Source organism: Lichenibacterium ramalinae (genome assembly GCF_004137085.1).
GTDB classification, from domain to species: domain Bacteria; phylum Pseudomonadota; class Alphaproteobacteria; order Rhizobiales; family Beijerinckiaceae; genus Lichenihabitans; species Lichenihabitans ramalinae.
Genome location: NZ_QYBC01000054.1, coordinates 1 through 3,266, shown reverse-complemented (window position 1 = coordinate 3,266; position 3,266 = coordinate 1). Strand labels below are relative to the sequence as shown.

4 protein-coding genes are annotated in these 3,266 nt (G+C 66.0%); all 4 read right to left on the bottom strand.

The annotated features are described in order from the left end of the window. Nucleotides 1-160: 160 nt before the first annotated feature. On the bottom strand, nucleotides 161-994 hold the full coding sequence (locus D3272_RS26910; protein ID WP_129222310.1) for a sugar phosphate isomerase/epimerase family protein: 834 nt from the start codon (nucleotides 992-994) through the stop codon (nucleotides 161-163). After that, nucleotides 991-1,797, bottom strand: coding sequence for a carbohydrate ABC transporter permease (locus D3272_RS26905; protein WP_428978028.1), 807 nt, complete (start codon nucleotides 1,795-1,797; stop codon nucleotides 991-993). Before D3272_RS26905 ends, D3272_RS26910 begins: the two co-directional genes overlap by 4 nt. 26 nt (nucleotides 1,798-1,823) lie before the next feature. Then, a complete protein-coding gene (locus D3272_RS26900) occupies nucleotides 1,824-2,705 on the bottom strand; it encodes a carbohydrate ABC transporter permease (protein WP_245496814.1) in 882 nt (293 codons plus the stop codon). A gap of 49 nt (nucleotides 2,706-2,754) precedes the next feature. Continuing rightward, on the bottom strand, nucleotides 2,755-3,266 hold a 512-nt coding region (locus D3272_RS26895; protein ID WP_129222307.1), incomplete at its 5' end, for an extracellular solute-binding protein.

Sequence of the window (3,266 nt, the reverse complement as noted above, 5' to 3'; positions counted from 1 at the left end):
AGGCGCGGCACCGTGGTGTCGCGGATGCCGCCGTCGGCGGCGAGCCGGATGTCGGCCTCGCGTCCGGCCTCGCGCATTGGCGTTCGCATGATCCAAAGCCGTCGAACGTCTGTCTCGATCATGAGGGGCCTATTTCGACGGGAGGACGATCCGCTGGTGCTCAGACTCCGAGATCGCGAAGTGCATCGCGGTTCTTGCCCACAGCCTTTGCGGGATCGCGGCGCGCTTCCTCCGACTCCTCTTCGAGGACGAGCCAGCCGTTGAAGCGGGGCGCCGCCGCAACGATGTCGACGACGGCGCGCGTGTTGCAGACGCCGGCACCGAGCATCTGCCACTGGCCAGCAGCATCGACGTCCTTCAGGTGAAGGTAGCGGATGCGATCGCGGTAGGTTCGCAGCGTATCGAAGATGTCCTGGCCGCCGCGGAGGATGTGCCCGGTGTCCGGCACCCAGCCGACGCGCTGCGGGTCGAGCAGGGCGAACAGCGCGTCGTAGTCGGCGCGCGTCAACAGCAGCGTGTCATGGTGGGACGAGGGGTGTACCGCGACGTCGACGCCGGCCGCGCGGCCGCGCTCGGCAGCTTCTTCGTAGAACTGCGCCGCCGTGGCGAATTTGGCGTCGCGCGGCCCCTCAGACATCACCGTTGCACTGCCGAATGACAGCAGCGCTCCCGGAAAAGCCGCGGTGAAGTCCGCGGCGCGCTCCGCCATGGCGAGGTCCTGGGAGAGAGCCGCTTCTTCGGTGAAGCCGCTGGCGCTGCCGCAGGCGAAGGCTACCAGGGTCAGCCCGTGCCGATCCAGCGCTCGCCCGAAGGCCTGCGGCTTGCCCGCATAGTCGCCGATCATGGTGTCGGTGATCTCGACGCCGGAATAGCCCGCCGCCGCGATGGAGGCGAGAAGCTCGTCCGGTCTGTCGCGCCAAACGGCGCCAAGCATCTCCCAGGTGAAGGTCTGGCATCCGGCGCGGAGCGGCACGGCGGTTCTGGAAATGTTCATCCTTTGACGGCGCCTTGCGTGAGCCCCTCGACGATGTGTCGCTGGAAGACCAGCACGAGTGCGATGAGGGGCAGGGTGACTACGACCGAGGCGGCGGCGATGTCGCCCCAGGGCACGTAGTAGAGATCCGTGAAGTTGGCGATGCCGACCGGGATCGTCTGGTGGTCGATCGTCGACGTGAAGGCCAGGGCGAACATGAACTCGTTCCACGCCGCGATGAAGGCCAAGAGGCCCACCGTGACGAGGGCCGGGGCGGAGAGGGGCAGGATGATACGGACGAGAAGCCCGATCGGGCCGATGCCGTCCATGCGCGCGGCTTCGTCGAGTTCGCGCGGGAACGTCTCGAAATAGCCGAACAGCACCCAGGTCACGAGCGGTAGGCCCAAGGCCATGTAGGCGATCACGAGGCTGGCGTAGGTGTCGAGCAATCCCAGGGCGGATGCTAGGAGGTAGAGGGGGCCGACGAGCGCGATCTGCGGAAACATCGACACCGATAGGATGGCGATGAGGATGCCGAAACGGTGCCGGATTCGCAGACGCGACAGCGAGAAGGCGGCGAGCGCACCGATGGCGAGGCAGAAGATTGTGGTGAGGCCGGCCACCACGACCGAGTTGAGCACGTAGAGCTGGAAGTGCTTGGCGGCGAAGACGTTGTAATAATGCTCCCACGTGCCGGGGGAGGGCCAGAGGGATGGCGTCGCGGCCGTCAGCGCCTTGTCGTCCTGGAACGACGTCGAGAGTTGCCAGAGGAAGGGACCGGCCGACCACCCCACGATGGCGACGACACCCACGCCGACCGACAAGCGTCTCACCGGGCCGTGCCGGGCCGTCACCGGGCTTGTCCGATCTTGCGGACGATGAACATCGCGAAGCCGGCCGCGATCAAAGCTTCCGTGATGAACATGGCGGTCGAGAGCGTCGAGCCATAGCCGAACTGCAGCGTCGAGAAGAGCGTCTTGTAGCTGAGCGTCGAGAGGGTCTCGGTCGAGTCTGCCGGGCCGCCGCCGGTCAACACGTAGACGAGGTCGAACACCCGGAAGGCGTCGAGTGCCCGGAACAGACCCGCGATCAGCAGCGTCGACCACAGCATGGGAAGACGCACGAAGATAAAGGCCTGCCACGGCTTGGCGCCATCCATGCGGGCCGCTTCGAGCAGCGAATCCGGGATGGTCTGCAGCCCGGCCAGCAACAGCAACGCCATGAAGGGCGCGGTCTTCCAGACGTCGGCCACGATGATGGTGCCGAGGGCGTGGTCGACGGAGCCGTACCAGTTGATGTTGGCGCCGATCAGCCCGACAGAGCGCAGGAGCCAATTGACGACGCCGTGCTGGCCGTCGAACAGCCAGCCAAACATCTTGGAGGTCACCACGGTCGGCATCGCCCAGGGCACCAGGACGGCGGCCCGCACGAGGCCGCGCCCCGGGAAACGCTCGAAAAGCAGCAGCGCCATGCCGAGCCCGATGAGGGTCTCCAACGCGGTCGACACAAGCGTGAACACCACCGTGTGTCGCCACGCGTTCCAGAACCCCTCATCGCCGAGCAGCAGGCCGTAGTTCAACAGCCCGACGAAGTCGTCCTGCTGGCTCACGAGCGACGTGTTACGGAACGACAACCAGATCCCGTTCAGGATCGGGTAGATCGACACGGCCCCGATCGACACCGCGATCGGCAGCAGAAGCAGCCAGGGGGTTGCATCCGGCCAGCGCGGCATGCCTCGCCGAAGCGAACGCTGGGCGCGCCCCGCCGATGCGCTGGTCATCTCACTTGCCGACGATGGTGTCGATGCGGGCGTTGGCGGCCGTCAGATCCTCCTTGATTCGGCCCGACACCAGGGCCTTCGAAACGCCGGACTGGACGGCCAGGGTGACCTGGGCATATTTCGGAGTGACGGGTCTCGGCGTCGCCCCGGTGAAGACTCCCTTCAGCTCCTTCATGAACGGCTGCTCCTCGCCGAGCTTGGCATCGTCGTAGACGGCGGGTCGCGTCGGCGCGATGCCGAGTTGCAGGGCAAAACGCAGCTGCGTTGCGGGAGAAGACATCCAGGTCAGGAAGTCGATGGCGGCTTCCCTGTTCTTGGTGGCGGCATTGACGCCGAATTGGTATCCGCCGAGACAGGCGGCACTCTTTCCGCCCTCGAAATGCGGCAGTGGCGCCACGCCGACCTTGCCCACCACCGATGATGCTTTTGCATCCTGAGTGTCCGTCCGATAAGGGCATGTGGGGTTGAGTGACCGGGGCTGCGATGGTTCCAGGAGGGTGCTGAAACCTGATC

Excerpts from the sequence above, each read along its gene's own strand:
- D3272_RS26910 (WP_129222310.1), bottom strand. The coding sequence starts at position 994 with ATGAACATTTCCAGAACCGCCGTGCCGCTCCGCGCCGGATGCCAGACC.
- D3272_RS26900 (WP_245496814.1), bottom strand. The coding sequence starts at position 2,705 with ATGCCGCGCTGGCCGGATGCAACCCCCTGGCTGCTTCTGCTGCCGATC.